At 74.9% G+C, this 16,602-nt stretch carries 16 protein-coding genes; 4 read left to right on the forward strand and 12 right to left on the reverse strand.

Annotation, left to right across the window (positions count from 1 at the left end):
- Positions 1–173 precede the first annotated feature (173 nt).
- Positions 174–1,139 carry an endonuclease/exonuclease/phosphatase family protein gene (locus AB0I29_RS04355; RefSeq protein WP_357478438.1) on the forward strand — a complete coding sequence of 322 codons (966 nt, stop codon included), beginning with the start codon at positions 174–176 and terminating at the stop codon, positions 1,137–1,139.
- On the opposite strand, the gene AB0I29_RS04360 is transcribed toward AB0I29_RS04355, so the two are convergent.
- The 11 genes from AB0I29_RS04360 to AB0I29_RS04410 all read right to left on the reverse strand — a co-directional run bounded on the left by AB0I29_RS04360 (position 1,109) and on the right by AB0I29_RS04410 (position 13,422).
- On the reverse strand, positions 1,109–2,587 hold the full coding sequence (locus AB0I29_RS04360; protein WP_357478441.1) for a hypothetical protein: 1,479 nt from the start codon (positions 2,585–2,587) through the stop codon (positions 1,109–1,111). The genes AB0I29_RS04355 and AB0I29_RS04360 overlap by 31 nt on opposite strands.
- On the reverse strand, positions 2,584–3,987 hold the full coding sequence (locus AB0I29_RS04365) for a CHAT domain-containing protein (RefSeq protein ID WP_285102202.1): 1,404 nt from the start codon (positions 3,985–3,987) through the stop codon (positions 2,584–2,586). The genes AB0I29_RS04360 and AB0I29_RS04365 overlap by 4 nt, the downstream gene beginning before the upstream one ends.
- The gene (locus AB0I29_RS04370; protein ID WP_357478444.1) at positions 3,984–5,405 is read right to left on the reverse strand and encodes a hypothetical protein; all 1,422 of its coding nucleotides are present in this window, start codon (positions 5,403–5,405) and stop codon (positions 3,984–3,986) included. The genes AB0I29_RS04365 and AB0I29_RS04370 overlap by 4 nt, the downstream gene beginning before the upstream one ends.
- Positions 5,406–5,416: 11 nt before the next feature.
- Complete coding sequence (locus AB0I29_RS04375) at positions 5,417–6,796, reverse strand: hypothetical protein (RefSeq protein ID WP_357478447.1); 1,380 nt, start codon at positions 6,794–6,796, stop codon at positions 5,417–5,419.
- 93 nt (positions 6,797–6,889) lie between these two features.
- Positions 6,890–8,353, reverse strand: a complete 1,464-nt coding sequence (locus tag AB0I29_RS04380; protein ID WP_357478450.1) for a CopD family protein — start codon at positions 8,351–8,353, stop codon at positions 6,890–6,892.
- Between the two features lie 59 nt (positions 8,354–8,412).
- The gene (locus AB0I29_RS04385; RefSeq protein ID WP_357478453.1) at positions 8,413–8,976 is read right to left on the reverse strand and encodes a DUF305 domain-containing protein; all 564 of its coding nucleotides are present in this window, start codon (positions 8,974–8,976) and stop codon (positions 8,413–8,415) included.
- 102 nt (positions 8,977–9,078) lie between these two features.
- Complete coding sequence (locus AB0I29_RS04390) at positions 9,079–9,573, reverse strand: hypothetical protein (protein ID WP_357478455.1); 495 nt, start codon at positions 9,571–9,573, stop codon at positions 9,079–9,081.
- Between the two features lie 42 nt (positions 9,574–9,615).
- Complete coding sequence (locus AB0I29_RS04395) at positions 9,616–10,548, reverse strand: hypothetical protein (protein WP_357478458.1); 933 nt, start codon at positions 10,546–10,548, stop codon at positions 9,616–9,618.
- A gap of 27 nt (positions 10,549–10,575) precedes the next feature.
- Positions 10,576–11,145 carry a hypothetical protein gene (locus tag AB0I29_RS04400; RefSeq protein ID WP_357478462.1) on the reverse strand — a complete coding sequence of 190 codons (570 nt, stop codon included), beginning with the start codon at positions 11,143–11,145 and terminating at the stop codon, positions 10,576–10,578.
- Positions 11,146–11,251: 106 nt separating this feature from the next.
- Positions 11,252–12,970, reverse strand: coding sequence for a SulP family inorganic anion transporter (locus AB0I29_RS04405; protein ID WP_357478465.1), 1,719 nt, complete (start codon positions 12,968–12,970; stop codon positions 11,252–11,254).
- Complete coding sequence (locus AB0I29_RS04410; RefSeq protein ID WP_357478468.1) at positions 12,967–13,422, reverse strand: metalloregulator ArsR/SmtB family transcription factor; 456 nt, start codon at positions 13,420–13,422, stop codon at positions 12,967–12,969. The genes AB0I29_RS04405 and AB0I29_RS04410 overlap by 4 nt, the downstream gene beginning before the upstream one ends.
- Positions 13,423–13,530: 108 nt before the next feature.
- Between AB0I29_RS04410 and AB0I29_RS04415 the strand changes: the two genes are divergently transcribed.
- Both AB0I29_RS04415 and AB0I29_RS04420 read left to right on the forward strand, forming a co-directional pair.
- Positions 13,531–13,917: a VOC family protein gene (locus tag AB0I29_RS04415; protein ID WP_357478471.1), complete on the forward strand. Its 387-nt coding sequence runs from the start codon at positions 13,531–13,533 to the stop codon at positions 13,915–13,917.
- Positions 13,918–14,092: 175 nt separating this feature from the next.
- Entirely contained in the window at positions 14,093–14,917 is an 825-nt protein-coding gene (locus AB0I29_RS04420) for an alpha/beta hydrolase (RefSeq protein WP_357478474.1), read from the forward strand.
- Here AB0I29_RS04420 and AB0I29_RS04425 read toward each other — a convergent pair.
- Positions 14,904–15,878 (reverse strand): hypothetical protein, encoded by a 975-nt coding sequence (locus tag AB0I29_RS04425; RefSeq protein WP_357478477.1) that lies wholly within the window; start codon positions 15,876–15,878, stop codon positions 14,904–14,906. The genes AB0I29_RS04420 and AB0I29_RS04425 overlap by 14 nt on opposite strands.
- 130 nt (positions 15,879–16,008) lie before the next feature.
- Here AB0I29_RS04425 and AB0I29_RS04430 point away from each other — a divergent pair, with 130 nt between their 5' ends.
- Positions 16,009–16,602: a flavodoxin/nitric oxide synthase gene (locus AB0I29_RS04430; RefSeq protein ID WP_285102189.1), complete on the forward strand. Its 594-nt coding sequence runs from the start codon at positions 16,009–16,011 to the stop codon at positions 16,600–16,602.

The following is a 16,602-nucleotide window of genomic DNA, read 5'->3' on the forward strand; positions in this document are numbered from 1 at the left end:
CACGTTGCCCGGTCTCTACCGGCTGGCAGCAGTCTCACCCTGGATGCGGAAGCATCGAAATTTAGCTGTGATATCACCTGGTTCATCCGGGTCCGGCGGTATCAGCCCTCGCGAGGCCGCCCTCCTGTCAGGTATCGGTACCTCCCGATCTCTCCGTCTGCAGGTGATGTGCCATGACCACGACCATCGCCCCGCCGCCCGGGCCGGTGCCCGGCGGGGTCGCCGGCGACGTCGACCGGGTGCGCGCCGCGCTCGCGGCCCAGATCCCGGCCAAGACGACCAAGAACCTGCTGGTCGGCACATGGAACCTGCGTGCCTTCGGCGACCTCACGCACAAGTGGCAGTCCGCCCAGGACGACCGCCCCAAGCGCGACTGGCACGCGCTGGCCTGCATCGCCGAGGTGGTCGAACGGTTCGACGTGACGGCGGTCCAGGAGACCCGGCGCGACACCACGGCCCTGTTCGCGCTCCTGAGCCTGCTGGGCCCGCGCTACCAGGTCATCGCCTCCGACGTCACCGAGGGCGGTCCCGGCAACGGCGAGCGCCTCGCCTACGTCTACGACTCCGAGCGGGTCCAGGCCTCCGGCCTGGTCGGGGAGCTCGTCCTGCCGAAGGACGCGCGCAACGACGTCGACCAGTTCGCCCGCACCCCGTACGCCGCGGGCTTCGTGCGCGGCGCGACCGAGTTCATCCTGACGACGGTGCACGTGCTGTGGGGCAAGGCGCCCGCCGACCGGATCGGCGAGCTGACCGCGTTCGCCACGTGGATGCGGGGCTGGGCCGACCGGCCCGACGACTGGAACCACAACCTGCTCGTCCTGGGCGACTTCAACCTCGACCGGCTGGACGACCCGCTCTTCGCGGCGTTCGCCTCGACCGGGCTCTGGCCGCCCGCGGAGCTGAACACGGTGCCGCGCACGATCTTCGACGACGACCGGACCAACCACCAGTACGACCAGATCGCCTGGTTCAGCGACCCCGCGCGGCCCGGTGCCCCGTCGCTCCTGGAGGGACTCACCTACACGGGGCACGGCGGCAGCTTCGACTTTCTCCCGCACGCGCTGCGGGACCTCACCCGGAACCAGGTCTCGTGGCGCCTGAGCGACCACTACCCCCTCTGGCTGGAGTTCCTGGCCTGAGCGTGCTCTGCCGGACCGTGCTCTGCCCGCCCGGCCGACGGCAGGGGGATCGCGACCGTGGGATCGCCCAGGATGACGGTGCTGGCGCGGTCGTGGGCCGTCACGCGGCTGTACACCATCATGTCGAGGCTGGGTCTCGCCCTGGCCCCGAAGGCGGTCTGGAACTCCTTCTCGGCGAGCTGGTAGCCCTGGAGCAGGGCTCCGATGGGCCGGTAGTACGGCTCCATCGCGTACCCCACCGGCCGGCCCAGGAACAGCCGCGCGTAGAGCGCCTCGCGCAGCTGCGCGGTCAGCGGCTGCGCGTTCGGCGGAAAGCTGAGCGTCCAGTTGAAGGTGGGCTCGACGTGCCCGATGAAGGCGCGCAGCGGCTTCCGGGCGCCGAGCAGGGCCCAGGGGAGCGGCGAGGTGAGGGCGCCCAGCGCGGCGACGCCGTCGAACGTCCGGCCCAGGTCGCCGTCGAACAGCCCGGCGTAGGCCGACGGGCTGTCCGCCCCGGCGGAGCAGCAGGCCTGGGCGAACCAGATCGCGCCGTCGGGCTGCCAGGAGGCCAGCAGGGCCTCGGGGTCGAGCGGCGCGTGGTCGTGGTCGACCGGCTTGCCGAGGTCCGCGCGCAGGCGCGCGGGGTCGGCGAGCGGCCCGGTCTGGCCGTGGCTGGTAGTGACGACGACGGCGGGCCGGCTGCTCGTCAGCGCCGCGGTCAGCGCGGCGACCGTGGCGGGCGTGGTCCGCCCGTCCACGAACGTGGGCGTCAGCTCGGCGTCCGCGCTCAGGTCGCCGCTGAGCGGCTCCGCGACGACGTCGCGCATGAGGGTGGTGATCTCGCCCATCCGGTGGTCCACCGCCCAGACGACGGGCCTGGACCACTGGGCCGCCGAGTCGCGCCACTCGCCGAGCAGGGCGTCGACGTAGCGCGTCAGGGCGCTGCCCGTCAGGTCGAGCCGGCCCACGTGGCGCACCGGGTTGAGGATGTACTGCACCCGCCACGGGACCTGCTCGGGGCTGCCGTAGATGAGCAGGAAGGCCGGCAGCTCCCCGGCGTCGGCCCCCGCCGGGGCGGCCGGGACGAACGGCTGGGCGTCGCCCGCGTGGTCGACGAGGGTCCACTGCGCGTAGCCGCCCGCGGGGCGGTAGCGGAAGACCCGGCCGTCGCGCGCCGCGACCAGGCGCCGGATGTCCGCGGGCAGGTCGGCCATGGCCAGGAGCTCGTCCCGGGTGGCGCCCTCGGGCTCGCGAGCCACGAGCCCCCAGCCGACGTCCGGGTGCCGCCAGTCCCACGGGTCGGCCGGGGCGGGCCGCGCCGTGCGCTCGGCGACCGTGAACTCCTGGGTGAGCCAGGGCCGCACGTCCGCGGCGAACCGCCCCGCGACCGGGGCCGTGCCCGACCACGCGTCGCTGGTGATCTCGTAGCCGGGGTCGACGGCGGGGGCGGCACCGGGCGTGACGGTCACGACGACTCCTCCAGGGCCTCCGGCGTGACGCCGAGCAGCCCGGCGAGCTCGGCGATCCGTTCCACGGCGCCGGCGCGGAACGCGGCGCCCTGGCCGGGCGGCAGCGCGGCGAGCAGGCTCTGCAGCGCGGCGACCTCCAGGCGCCAGGTCCGGGCCTGCTCCGGGTCGACCCGCGGCGGTCCGCCGTTCCGCGCGGGCGTGAGCTGGAGCTGGAACTCCTCCCAGCGCAGGTAGAGCGCCGGCAGGGTCCACTCGCGGCTCTGGTTCCGCGCCTGCGTGGGCGACAGCCCGGCGCCGAGCTCCGTGACCAGCCGGTTGCGGGCCGCCACGGTCAGGGCCGCCCAGTCCAGGGGCGCCGACAGTGTCGCGCCCGCCTTGGTCCGGGTGGTCAGCTCGCCGAGCAGGGCGCCGTACAGGCCCTGCGTCAGCGTGCTGGCCACTGCGCTCCGGATCGGCTCGCGCATGCCGACGGCGGCGGGCGCGACGCCCTTGGTGACGAGGTCGCGAGCGAGGGACGTCGCCCCGTCCCCCGACGAGGCGGCGCCCTCGCAGCAGTTGAGGACGACGAGCCAGGGCCCGCCGTCCGTGTCCCAGACGAACTTCGCGAACTGCTCCTTCTCCAGGGCCAGGCCGATGCCGGGGTCCGCCGCCGACCAGTCCTGCTTGAGGGCGAGCCGCACGTGCGGCACGGGCTCGGCGGAGCCGTGGCAGAACAGGTGCAGCACGTGGGGCTTGAACTCGTTGACCAGCCGGACCAGGTCGTGGTGGTCGGGCGGCACCAGGTGCACGCCCGCGATCTCGGGGGCGGTGCCGGCGTCGACCTCGGCCTGCAGGCCGCTGGCCAGCTCCTCCTCGCTGACGACGACCAGGAGGCGGGCCATGCCCGGCCCGGCCTCCAGGGCGGCGGCCCGCAGCTCGCGCAGCTCGGCCGCGGCGCCCAGGCCCAGGCACGACAGCAGGGCCATGATCCGCAGCGGCGGTTCGAGCTGGTACAGGGGTACCGGCGGCGCCGTCGTGCGCACCACGCGGGCCAGCGCGTACTTGTCCTCCAGCGCCAGGTAGGGCCCGTCGCCGGGGAACCGGAGGGCCTCCCACGGCAGGCCGTCCGCCCCGCTGCGCGGCAGGATCTCCGCGTAGACGGGGAACCTGTGGTCGGCGCTGTGCAGCGCCACGGCGAGCTGGTCGCCGAGCTGCTCGTGCGCGGCGAGCGCCTGGAACAGCCGGTCGCCCTCGCGGGCGTTGACGTCGGCGTCCAGGGCCTGGGCGCGGGCCGGGCTGCCCGTGGGGCAGTCGAAGGTCCGGTCGAGGGCCTGGTCGTCGACGGGTTCGACCAGCCGCACCAGCGGCGTGGTCGCGCCCTCCTCGCCGAAGGCGGAGAGCTGGAAGACGACGCGGCTCATCGGGAACCACCCTCCGGGGGCTCGGGCTCCTCGGGGTACGCGAGGTGGACGTGCCGCTCCAGCAGGGCCGAGACGCGGTTCAGCGCGTCCACGGCGGCCTGGTCGACCGGGAGGTCGGCCGTGTAGGGGAGCCAGCTCATCTGCAGGTGCTCGATGCTGCGCGACGCCGAGGCGACCCACGAGTCCCCGTCGACCTCGACGGCGGCCTTGCGCGTGGCCTCGTGCAGGAACGCGGACCGCCCGTCCTTGCGGAGCATGAGCCCGTCGGTGAGCTCGCGCAGGTCCGTGGTCAGCGGCTCGCCGGCCGGCTCCGGGTCGCGGATGACCTCGACGAAGAGCGGGTGCACCCAGGCGGTCATCGCCGGGAACGGCGCCGCGAGCGGGCCGGACGGCGTCAGCGCCGTGCGCAGGCTCCTGGCGAGCTGCTCGCCGCCCGGGTCCGCCGCGACGTCGTGCACGGCCGTGACCCCCGGCCTGGACTGGGCCACGTAGTCGGCGAGGTCGCGCAGCCCCGCCGCGCTGTCGCTGCCGGGCGGGTCGGAGAGCGCCAGGCCCACGGCCCCGACCCGCGTGAGGAGCTCGATCACCTCGACGGCCTCGACGAACGTCGCGGGCCCGTCGTTCGACGCAGGCGAGCCGGCCAGCACCAGCGCCCCGCGGCCGTCGGACAGGTGCCCGTGCGCCACGAAGTGCACGATGTCGAGCCGCCCGCCCTCGACGGCGTCCAGGATCCAGGTCAGCCACGGGTTGGCGATCGCGTGCGGGCCCCCGGGGCGGGCGATCGTGCGCCGCGCCGCGGCGTCCCGCTCCGCCGGCACGTGCACGACGACGTCGCCGCGGCCCAGCAGCGGGTGGACGGCGTCGCACGTCGCGGCGTACCGGTCGGCGTCGGTGAACAGGTGCACCGTGACGTGCCGGCCCGGGATGTCGAGGTACTGGTGGGCGAGCTCGGCGACCACGCGCGCCGGGTCGAACCGGACCGTCGGGAAGGGGGAGCTGGAGCAGATCGCGACGTCGAGCTGCACCCCGGGCTTCTGCGGGCGCACGGGGTGGAACGGCAGCCGGAACAGGGGCCGGCCCAGCCCCGCGAGCAGCCGCTCCCAGGGCAGCACGTGCACCAGGCCGCGGGGCACGGGGAACTCCAGCCACAGGGCGTTGTGCGGGGGCAGCGGCGACGTGCCGAGGTTCTCGGCGGCCGCCGAGAGCCGGGTCACGACCGTCACGGGGACGGTCAGGTCGGCGTCCCGCACGTGCTCGACGGCGCTCGGCGGCAGGCCGAGTTCCGCGAGGGGGCAGCGCGCGACCTCGGTGGGCCGGCGCCGTCCGCGGACCGCCGCGAACACGGCCTCCGAGGTGGCCAGGTCCACGCTGATGCGCAGGGTCGGCAGGTCGATCTCCGAGCGCAGGGTCTTCGCCATCGACGCCTCCCTCACCCGTCCGTGTGCGCCGCGGCCCGCATCTGGCTCAGCAGCGCCCAGGCGGTCTGGTCGGACTGGACGGCGCCGTGGCCCGGGATGCACCAGGTACCGTCCACGCCGATCACCTCGTACCGGCTGTCGACGGCGTGCTCGCCGATCGGGTAGTGCTGGCCGACGTCGGGCATCCGGTCGATCTGGAGCGCCTCGGCGCCCACGCCCTGCGGGCCGTAGCCGCCGAGCGCGGCGAACCGCGACGGCGGCAGTCCCGCGATCTCGGCCTCGCCGAGGTCGGCCCGGCGCCGCAGTGCCAGGTGGAACACGCGCGTGAGCGGCAGGTCGTGCGCCGACCGGGTGGTGATGATCGGGTTGCGCACCCGGTCGAACGCCGGCCGGTACCCGCCGGGCCGGCCGTCGACGTCGCCCGCGAAGGCCCAGGCGGACAGCGCCGGCTGCAGCAGCAGCACCGAGTCGACGGGCCGGCCGGGCCAGGGGCCGTTGCACACGGCGGAGAGCACGACCCGCCCGCCGTACGAGTGGCCCACCAGGTGGATCCGCGCGGGCGTCTCGTCGGCCAGCCGGCGCAGGGCGGCGGCCACGCCGGTGCCGCCCACGCGACCGGCCCGGTCCTTCATCTGGCGCACCGTGGCCAGGCGGATCCCGGAACGGATGAGCTCCAGCGGGTTGAAGCCCGCGACCTGCGGGGCGGCCGCGCCACCCTCCCCGGGGCCGCCCTCGGGGACGTCGTCGGGGATGATGCCGCCGGGGCGGACGGGTGTCGGCTCGATCCGCGCGAGCGTGTCCTCCCAGACGGCCCGCAGCGCGGGCCCGTCCACCCGGGTGCCCGTCGCGCCGGTCTCGTCCTGGTCGGCGACGGGCAGGTGCGCGAGGATCTCGGCGGCCAGGTCGGCCCGGTCCCCGCCCGTCCCGGGGTCGGCCAGCGCCGGGTCGGCCAGCAGCGCGTGCAGCTCGGCGCTCAGCTCCGGTCCGAGGTCCCCGCTCAGCACCGCGAGCTCGTCGGCCAGCTCGCCGACCAGGCCGTCGCCGCCGCCCGCGATGTCGGGACCCCGCTCCCAGGGCATGACCAGCGCGGCGCTGGGCCAGAACACGCCCACGTACACGGGGCGGAACGGGCGGTCCGGGGCGGGCGGGTGCGACCGCAGCACCGCGTCGAGGTGGTCGAAGAACTCGTCGTAGCGCGAGGTGGCCGCCAGCCAGTCGTTGTTCCAGCCGTGCGAGACGACGACGAGGTCGGTGGCGTCCCGCGCGTCCTCGACCAGGGCCGCCAGGGACCGCGGCGAGGTCAGGGTGCCCCGCGCGTCGAACTGGAGCACGTACACGGGGACGGGCCCGCGCGGACCCTGCCGGACGGTCCAGGGGATGTTCGTGGACATGGCACCATCGCCTCTTCTGCCGCTGCCCCCTGCGTACTGCTCTCACAGATGCGGAGCCGACGGCGTTCGCGTTGATACCGCGGCGGAGCGACATCACCCGGATCCCTGGACGGACGCCGCGACCAGCCAGGCCGTGAGCAGCACGACCGCGACCATGAGCGCCGTCTCCCGGCGCGCGCTGCGCCGCAGCGCGTCGCCCGCGCTGCGCGACCGTCCCGCGTGCCGCACCACCGCCCGGCGGCGCGCCGTGAGCCGCGGGACGACGCGGAGGTGGTTGTGCGTGCCGATCGCCGCGACCAGCACGACCAACCCGACCTTCGCCAGCAGGAACAGGCCCCAGGTGCTCTCCCAGAGCTGTGCGGGGCGGTCGAGGATCCCCACCGCGAGCAGCACCCCGGCCACGCCGACCACCGCGAGGGAGAGGCCCGCGACCACCGAGAAGCGGGCGCCCAGCAGCGCGGCGCCCAGGTCGCGCCCGTCCCGGCGCCGGGCCCGGAGCAGGAGCGTCAGCGTGACGACGCCGCCCACCCAGGTGGCGGCGGCCGCCAGGTGCGCCACGTCCGCCGTGACCACGAGCCACCGGGGCTCGACGGTGTTGCTGTGGCCGCCGAGGACCTGTCCGGCGCCGGCCAGCGCGGCGCCGAGCGCCGCGGGCCACGATGCGGGCAGCGTGCGCCGGGCGCCCAGCACGAGGGCGACCGCGCCGGCGGCCTGGAGGCCCACGTCCCAGCGCGTCGTGCCGGTGAGCGAGTCACCGATGGCGGCCGGCGAGATCGCGGCCGCGAGGTCGCCGTGTGCCACGAGCACCGCGTTCGCCAGGACGCGGACGAGGAGCCCGCCGAGCAGCAGCACTCCCGACCGGCGGACCAGCCGCAGCACGGCCGGCACGTCCGCCTCGTCCCGCCCGCGCAGCACGAGGCCGGCGAACACCAGGGCCCCCGCGGCGACCAGGCCGCCCCACAGCGCGGCGGCGCCGCCCAGCCGGGTGACGATCCCCGCGGCGTCGGTCGCGGGGCTGCCCATCGCGGCCGGGTCGTGGCCCATGTCGTGCCCCGTGCCGTGGTCCGAGCCACTCATCCCGCTCATGTCGTGGCCGGTCCCGGTGGACGCGCCGGCCGAGGGCTCGTCGGCTGCGTCGTCAGGCGCCCCGCCCGCCACCGTGAAGCCGAAGGTCCCCTCCAGCGGGTGGCCGTCCTGGGCCGCGGCGGTCCAGGTCACCGTGTACGGGCCGGCGGCCAGGGCCGCCGCCGGGGTCGCGACCAGCACCAGGCCGTCCTCGGCGGCGGCGACGTCGGCCGTGACGACGCCGTCCGGGCCGTCGATCACCACGCCGTCGCCGAGCAGGCTCACGGGCAGGGTGAACCGCAGCGTGACCGCGGTGACCGGGGCGGACGCCGTCGTCCCGGCGGCGGGTACCGACGACTCGAGCCGGGTGTGTGCGGCGGCGGGCGGCGCGCAGCAGAGCGTCAGGACGAGCGAGGCGAGCAGGGCGAGCAGGGCGGACGCCGCCCCGGTGCGGACCGCGCGAGGGCGCGCTCCGGCGAGAGAACTGCGCATGGGCAGGCTCCTTCGGGAGGGGGTGGTGCGCCGGACCGCGCCGGCGCACCACCCGTCGGTCACATCGAGGCGAGGAGCTCTTCCATCGTCTCGATCTCGGCCGTCTGCGTCTCCACGATGGTCTGCGCCATCTCGACCGCGCCCGCCTCCTGGCCCGACTCGACCTGGGCCTGCGCCATCTCGACGGCGCCCTCGTGGTGCACGACCATCTGCTCCAGGAACAGGCGGTCCGCGGCGGGGCCGGTGGCGCCGGCGAGCGCCTGGAGGTCCTCGTCGGACATCATGCCGTCCATCCCCGCGTGGCCCCCGTGCTCGCCGGTGGGCTCGGCGCCCCAGGTGTCGAGCCAGCCGGTGAGCGTCTCGATCTCGGGGGCCTGGGCGGCCTTGACCTGGGTGGCCAGCTCGGCGACCCGCGGGTCGGCGTCGGGCCGGGCCAGGACGGCGTCCGCCATCTCGATCGCCTGCTCGTGGTGCGGGATCATCATCTGCGCGAACATGACGTCCGCGTCGTTGTGCCCGGCGTGCTCCGCCGCGGTCTGCTGGCCGGGTTCCTCGGAACCCGCACAGCCCGTGAGGGCGAGTGCGGCGGACAGGGCGATCGCGGACAGAAGGGTGCGCTTCATGGTGTCTTCCTCTGGTTCGTCTCGGGGTAGCACTCACTGGCGCGACCGCGCTGGGGCACGGTCACGCTCGTCGGTCGGCGCGGGTGCGCGCCGGACCCGGGTCTACGTCCGGGAGATGCAGAGCTCGTGCAAGGAGGGGGCCGCGAGGTCGCGGAGGCCGGCGAACGCCGGGGCCAGGGACGCCGCGAGCCGGAGCGGGGCCCGCCACAGCAGCCGTCGCGCGGGGGCGGCCAGGGCGAGAAGCGCGACGAGGATCATGAGGCACATCGCCATCGCGGCGTCGTGCCCGCCGCACCCGTCGCAGCAGGAGCCCTCGTCACCGGCCGCGTGGTCGTCCGTCGCGGGGGCCTGGACCAGGACGGGTCCGGCGACGGCCTGCGTCATGCCGGTGAGCGCTGACGCGACCTGCTCCGACGCGACATGCGCCGACACGACTTCGGCGGTCTCGTGGGGCACCGCGTGCCCGTGGGAGGCCGGCGAACCGCTCATCGAGTGCATCGTGACCACGCCGACGATCACGGTGAGGATCGCCAGCGCTCCGACCAGGCCCTGCCGAGGGCCGGTGAGGGCCGACCGGAGGAGCGAGAGCACGCGCACGGCAGGGAGGCTACCCGATCGCCGGCCGCTCACGAAGCGCGGTCAGCAGGGTGAGCCGGGCTTGGTCGTCGGGCCCTGACGTGCCTGGCCGTCGGGCGACGGGCTCAGGTGGTCGAGCCGGACGTCGTCGGACACCGGCACCGACACCACGCCGGCGGTGTCCGGCGACCAGGCGCGCGGGATCAGCACGTACCGGCCGCCCGAGGCGGCCATGAGGACCAGGCCGTCGTACCGGTAGCGGAACCCGTCCGCGCCCGACGGGCACGCCGTCGCCGTGACACCCGGCCCGACGATCTGCAGGTCCACGGTGCTGCGCACCACGACGGACGAGTCCTCCGGCAGGCCGTCCGCGAACCGTGCGGCCCGTTCGTGGCCCACCGCCGCGGAGTAGTCCGCCACCGCCCAGAACAGCGCCACCGCCACGAGCGCGAACATCGCACCCCACTCGGCGAGCCGTGCCGCCTGCGACGGCGGGACCCAGGGCTCGTCGTCGCGACGTCGCATCGTGCGCCGACGGCGCACGGCCAGGCCGAGCAGCAGCACCCCGCCGGCCAGGCAGAGGGGGGCCACCCACGACGGCACCCAGTCGGCCAGGCCCGCGCCCGGCCAGAACGCCTGGATGAGCCCGAACAGGGCCAGGACCGCTCCGACCGGGCCCGCCACCCGCACGATCCAGCGGTCGACGTCGGGCCGGGAGCCCCCGGCGCGGGACCCGCCCCTGACCCACAGGGCCACGAGCACCCCCGCGGCCACCACGGCGAGCGGGATCAGGAGCCCGTCCTGCGCGAGGTAGAGGTAGTCGGTGGTGGTCAGCCCCAGCGTCGAGACGTCCACGCCGAAGTACTCGAAGAAGAACGTGATCTGCTTGCGCCCGAAGAAGTACAGCAGCGCGGTGACCAGGGTGACGGGCGCGATGACCTCCGTGGCGACGCGCACGATCCGGCCGATGTCGGCCGGCGTGTCCTCGTCGGGCACGGTCCTCTCCCGACCGCTCATCCCGGGTTACCCCTGGCTGCCCTCGGAGGGGCTCTCGTCCGTGCCGTCGTCGGTGGTTTCCTCTGTCGGATCGACTTCCTCGCCGTTCTCGCCGCCGTCCGCACAACCCTCAGGGTTCTCGGGGTCCCCGAACAACGTCAGCGTTGCACCGACCTCGATCAGGTCACCCTCCGCCGGGTCGGATCCGGAGTAGATGCAGTCGCGCACGGCGGGCTCGAAGGTGATCTCGACGCACAGGTCCCCACCGGGGCACTGGCCCGCTATCGCATCCGCTGCCAGGTCGGCGATCTCGGACACGGTCTGGTCGCCACCGGCCCGGTCCAGGGGGCTGCCGAGGCGGATCGGCGAGGGTTGTGCTCCGCCGCCGCCTCCGCCGCCTCCGCCGCCTCCGCCGCCGTTGTCATTGCCGCCTCCGCCGCCGCCGTCATCGGTGCTGTCGGTCTGCGTGGTGTCGTCGCCCGTGGTGTCGTCGCCGCCCCAGGAGCAGGCCGCTCCTGCCGAGAGCACCAGCGCCACGAGCAGGGCCAGCGGCGCGTGCCGCGGGCGCGCCGAGCGAATACTTGTCTGGTGTCGCATCAGGCGCACCTCCTTGTCCGCCTACCCGGAGGGAGTCGCGGGGGAGGCGACGTGATACGGCTCGCGGGCGCGTCCCGCGGGTTCGGCGGGTGAACTCGCGCGTGGCTCAGCGCCGCCCGTCGAGCTGCGGCACGTCGACGCCCCGCGCGGCGCGCCGGACGTGCGAGCGGGCGTGGTCCACGGCGTCGTCCAGGGAGGCGAACACGTGGTTCTCGTGCCGGAGCCCGTCCAGCACGCCGACGGCGGCCATGAGCCTGCGGTGCCGTGGCTGAACTCCCTTGACCAGCACCGTGACGCCGCGCTGCTCCAGGGCGGTGACCAGGTCGGCCAGGGCGCGCGCGCCGGTGGCGTCGACCATGTCGATCTGGGACAGGCGAAGGACCACCACCAGCACGTCGTCCCGGACCGAGGCGTCGGTGACCTCGCCGAGGATCCGGTCGGCGGCCCCGAAGAACATGGCGCCGTCCAGGCGGAACAGCGCGATGCGCTCGTCGCCCTCGTGCGCGGCCCCGGGCAGCGGCTCCCGGTGCACGGCCGAGGCGCGTGCCAGCCGGCGCAGGGCGAAGAACGCGGCCACCACCAGCCCGATCTGCACGGCCTCGATCAGGTCGAACGCGACGGTGATCACCGCCGTGACCACGAAGGTGACGGAGTCGGGCCGGGTGGAGGTGAGCACCGACCGGATGGTGGAGGCGCCGATCATCCGGAAGGCGGTGACCATGAGCACGCCGGCGAGCGCGGCCAGGGGGATGTGGCTCACGGGTCCGGTGGCGAGGTAGATGACGGCGAGGATCACGAGGGCGTGGACGACGGCGGCCAGGCGGGTGCGTGCCCCGGAGCGCACGTTGACCGCGGTCCGTGCGATGGCGCCGGTCGCGGGCATCCCGCCGAACAGTCCCGATGCCAGCGAGGCCAGGCCCTGTCCCACGAGCTCGCGGTCCGGGTGGTACACCGAGCCGGGGGCCATGGTGGCCGCCACCCGGGCGGACAGCAGCGACTCGATCGCGGCCAGTGCCGCGACCGCGACCGCCGCGCCCGCCAGGTCGCAGACCGCCGCGGCGCCGGTCCCGGGCAGCGCCGGGGCGGGGAGCGCGTGGGGCAGGGCGCCGATGCGGGCCACCGGTGCGCCGGCCACCTCGGCCAGCACGGTGGCGAGCGCGACCGCCACGAGCGAGGCCGGGATCGCGGTGTGCAGACGCGGCAGGAGCACCAGGACGGCTGCGACCAGCAGCACCACCGCCAGCGCCCACAGCGTGGTCGCGTCCAGGGCGAGCCTCCCGAGCGCCTCGGCCGTGGCCCCGCTCGCCCCGATCGCAGCGGTCAGCGGGTTCCTCCCGGCTGCGGCCTCCTGCCCGAGAGCAGCGGGGACCTGCTGGAGGAAGATGATCGCCGCGATCCCGAGCGTGAACCCCTCGACCACCGGCCAGGGGATGAAGGTGACGAGCCGGCCCAGCCGCAGCACGCCCGCGAGCAGGACGATCGCTCCGCCGAGCACGGTGACCAGGGCGACCGAGGCGAGCCCGTGCTCGGCGACGATCGGCGCCAGCACCACGGCCATCGCCCCTGTGGGGCCCGAGACCTGGAAGCGGGAGCCGCCGAGCACGGCCGCGACGACGCCCGCCACCACGGCGGTCACCAGGCCTGCCGCGGGCCCCGTGCCCGAGCTGACGCCGAACGCGAGCGCCAGCGGCAGCGCGACGACCCCCACCGTGAGCCCCGCCAGGAGGTCGGCGCCGAGCGACCGGGGTCGCAGGTCGTAGTCGTCACGCCGGGGGAGCAGGTCGCGCACGTCGAGGGTGGCCAGGGCGTTGCGGACGGTCGTCACCGCGCCGCCCCGACCGCCGCCGTGCCGTCGGGTCCGGGTCCGCCCGGCCCGGTCCGCGCCAGGGCTGCCTCCAGCACGGCGCGGGCGCTCGCGCCGGGCAGGGCCGGCAGGCTCCGGGCGGCGGCGAGCCGGTCCGCGTCGGTGTCCCGGCCGGCCAGCCGGTGCAGCAGGAAGGCGCGCGCGACCACCAGGAGCTCGGCCACCAGCGGCTCGGTGAGCCGGTACCACACGGCGTTGCCCGAGCGGGCCGCCTCGACGACCCCCGCGCGCTTGAGCACGGCCAGGTGCTGGGAGAGCGCGGACGGCTCGGACCGCGTGACGGTCAGCAGGCGGGAGACGGGTGCGGTCAGGTCGGGGTCTGCCGCGAGCACCTCCAGCACCTGGATGCGTACCGGATGGGCGAGGCTCTTGAAGAGCTCCGCCTTGATCGCGTAGAGGGGCTGGGTGTCCACGGCATGAATTTAGCAGTTGCTGAAACCGTGGCGTCGGGCCAGCTCGCCGATGAGTTCCGCGGCGCCCCGGCGTCTGCCGTAGGACCGAACCGAGGAAAGGAACTCACCATGGTCACCACGCTCCGCAGCTTCAGCGGCTTCTCGGTGGACGACGTCGACGCCGCCCTCCGCTTCTACCGCGACACCCTCGGCCTGCCCGCCCGGACCAACGACATGGGCGGCCTCCAGATCGACCTGACCGAGGGGTCGTCGGTGTTCGTCTACCCCAAGGGCAAGGACCACGCACCGGCGTCGTACACCGTGCTGAACCTCGTGGTGCCGGACATCGACAAGGCGGTCACGGAGCTGGAGGCCGCCGGGGTGAGCCTGCTGCGATACCCCGGGTTCGACCAGGACGAACGGGGCGTGGCCCGCAGCACCGATCCCGCCCAGGGTCCGACGATCGGCTGGATCACCGACCCGGCGGGCAACGTCATCGCGCTCATCCAGGACTGACGGCCGGGACCAGGGACGACGCGTTTATCACCCGGGTAAGTCACCCGCGGGGCCGATCCTGGACTGCGGCCTCGGCCCGGGCGGCGGATGCTGGCTGGGGGCGGGGCCGCGGCGGCCCCCGCGGAGCCCGCCTCGCCGAGGCTGGCTCCCCCGGACGGCGAACGGAGACGGAAACGTGCCGAAAATTGTCACTGATGACGGCGTCGAGATCTACTACAAGGACTGGGGGACCGGGCAGCCCATCGTCTTCAGCCACGGCTGGCCCCTGTCCGCGGACGACTGGGACACGCAGCTGCTGTTCTTCCTGCACCAGGGCTATCGCGTGATCGCCCACGACCGACGCGGGCACGGCCGGTCCACACAGGTGGCCGACGGCCACGACATGGACCACTACGCCGACGACCTGGCCGCGCTGACCGCCCACCTCGACCTGCACGACGCCGTGCACGTGGGGCACTCGACGGGCGGCGGCGAGGTGGTCCACTACATCGCCCGGCACGGCGAGTCGCGCGTGGCCAAGGCCGCGATCATCGCCGCCGTGCCGCCGCTGATGGTGCAGACCGACGCCAACCCGGGTGGCCTGCCGCTGAGCGTGTTCGACGACCTGCGGGCCCAGCTCGCGGCCAGCCGCTCCGAGTTCTACACGGCGCTGCCCGCCGGCCCGTTCTACGGGTTCAACCGGCCCGGCGTCGAGACGCGCGAGCCGCTGGTGCGCAACTGGTGGCGGCAGGGCATGCAGGGCGGCGCCAAGGCGCACTACGACGGCATCGCGGCGTTCTCGGAGACCGACTTCACCGAGGACCTGCGCAAGATCACCGTCCCGGTGCTGGTCATGCACGGCGACGACGACCAGATCGTCCCGTACGCCAACGCGGGCCCGATGTCGGCCGAGCTGCTGCCGAACGGCACACTGAAGACCTACCCGGGCTTCCCGCACGGCATGCCGACGACGCACGCCGAGGTGATCAACGCCGACCTGCTGGAGTTCATCCGCTCCTGAGCCCGTGCGCGGCTCCCCGCGTGATCTCCTCCTCCGCCCGGCGCGGCGTGTGCCGGGACAGCGAGCTGTAGCCGAGCCGCATCAGTATCTGCGGCGCCTCGTCGAGCGACAGCACCCGGCGCAGGTCGTGCCGCGTCGTCGGGTTCTCCAGCACGGTGGTCGCGAACGACGCGTGGACGAAGTAGGTGATCGCGACCAGCAGCACGCGCTCCAGCGCCTGCCCCGCGGCGACCCAGTCGCGGGGCGAGTCGCCGGGCGTGGAGAGCAGGGCCATCGTCGAGTGCTGCTCGAACTGGGCGCTGCCCCGGCTGGCGAGGAACCGCCGGACCGGCGCGCCGTCGTCGACGGCCGCCGGTCCCAGGAGCTCCGCCGGGATGCCGTCGGCGCGGTCCGCGTCCGTGGCCGTCCACGCCAGCTCCTCGCCCCTCGCGGCGGGGTCCTCGGCGGCGAGGGCCTCGGCCCGGCGGACCAGGCCCATCACCTCCGCACGCGCCGGCTCCGAGGGCTGGATCGGGCGCAGGTCCGCACCCTCGTCCCGGGCGGACTGCCGGATGTCCATCAGCACGTCCGTGAACAGCGGCTGGTCGTCGAACGGGACCCGCGACGTCCTGCGCCGCGCGATCGCCACGGCCAGCTCCAGCTCGTCCGTGTTCGGGGCCGGTCCCGGGTCGAGCCGCATCGTGGCCACCAGCAGCGGGTCGTCCCGCTCGGGCAGCACGCGGACGGCGGGGCTCAGCGACTCCCGCCGCGCCGCCGCCCGGGCGTTGAACAGGAACGCCCCGCAGCTGATCAGCATCTCCCGGCCGTCCGGGTCGCAGTGGTGCAGCTGCCGCGCCGGGTCCGCCCGGAGAACCACGGTGCGGCCCGTGACCTCCACCTGCCACGGCTGGGTGTTGTAGACGCTCGGGGCGCTCGCGGCGGCCCGCAGGATCCGCTCCACCCGCGAGTCGACGACGTCCATCGCCTCAGTCTTCGCGGCCCGGCGGGCGCGGGGCACGGGCCAAAGGTCCCGCGGACGTGGGCCGGACGGCCCTGACGCCCTGCCTGCCCGGGGACGAGCGTGGAGGCAGAACCGGAGAGAGGTGGCCACGATGCGCGCACTGGTGGTCTATGAGTCCATGTTCGGCAACACCGCGGCGATCGCGCGGGCGATCGCGGACGGGATCGAGGCGTCCATGCATGCCGACGTCGTCGAGGTGAGTGCGGCACCCGCCACCGTGCCGGCCGACGTCACGATGCTGATCGTGGGCGGGCCCACCCACGCCTTCAGCATGTCCTGGCCCTCGACCCGGCGGGACGCGGCCGGGCGGTCGGCGTCCGTCATCTCGCGCGACCGTGGCATCCGCGAGTGGCTCGGGGCGCTGCCGGGGGTGACCACGCCGACGGTGGCGACGACGTTCGACACCCGGGCGACCTCGCGGCTGACCGGCTCCGCCGCACGCGCGGCGAGCCGCCGGCTGGACCGGCTGGGCTTCCCCCTCGTCGCCTCGCCCATGAGCTTCCGGGTCACCGACTTCACCGGCCCCCTCGTGGACGGCGAGCTTGACCGAGCGCACGCGTGGGGCGAGGCCCTGGCCGCCGAGATCGCCGTCCGGCGGCCCACCAGGCCGGTGGCCCGGTCCACGTACCAGCGCCCGTTCCAGCGCCCTTACCCTCACCCGCAGAGCCGACTGGGCGAGGCGTGA

The organism is Promicromonospora sp. NPDC050262 (genome assembly GCF_040655935.1).
In the GTDB taxonomy this organism is placed as follows: Bacteria; Actinomycetota; Actinomycetes; order Actinomycetales; family Cellulomonadaceae; genus Promicromonospora.